Genomic DNA, 765 nt, shown 5'->3' with positions numbered 1-765 from the left:
CGACTCACCCTGGGAAGACGAACTTGACCCAGGAACCCTTAGTCATCCGGCGGATAGGATTCTCACCTATCAATTCGTTACTCATGCCTGCATTCTCACTCGCACACACTCCACGCCTCCTCACGGTAACGCTTCAACGCATGCACGACGCTCCCCTACCCATACACACACAAAGTGCATATATGCCGCGGCTTCGGCGGTGTGCTTGAGCCCCACTACATTGTCGGCGCAGAACCACTCGACCAGTGAGCTATTACGCACTCTTTCAAGGATGGCTGCTTCTAAGCCAACCTCCTGGCTGTCTTCGCGATCCCACATCCTTTTCCACTTAGCACACCCTTAGGGGCCTTAACCGGCGATCTGGGCTGTTTCCCTCTCGACTATGAAGCTTATCCCCCACAGTCTCACTGCCGCACAACACATTAATGGCATTCGGAGTTTGGCTGACATTGCTAAGATTGTAGTCCCGCTCAACCAACCAGTAGCTCTACCTCCACCAAGCTAATGCGACGCTGCACCTAAATGCATTTCGGGGAGAACCAGCTATCACGGAGTTTGATTGGCCTTTCACCCCTACCCACAACTCATCCCCGCAGTTTTCAACCTACGTGGGTTCGCGCCTCCACAGCATCTTACTGCTGCTTCACACTGGCCATGGGTAGATCACCCCGCTTCGGGTCCAGGACATGCCACTAAAAACACCCCATTAGGATTCGGTTTCCCTACGGCTACCCCACACGGGTTAACCTCGCGACATGCCGCTGA

General features: G+C 54.4%; 1 rRNA gene. It reads right to left on the bottom strand.

Annotation, left to right across the window (positions count from 1 at the left end):
- A 23S ribosomal RNA gene (locus F4V60_RS05870) occupies positions 1–765 on the bottom strand; the annotation flags it as partial.

The sequence above is a fragment of the Corynebacterium flavescens genome (assembly GCF_008693105.1).
Classification (GTDB): domain Bacteria; phylum Actinomycetota; class Actinomycetes; order Mycobacteriales; family Mycobacteriaceae; genus Corynebacterium; species Corynebacterium flavescens.
Note: the sequence above shows the minus strand (reverse complement) of the source record. Positions and strands in the feature narration are given on the sequence as shown.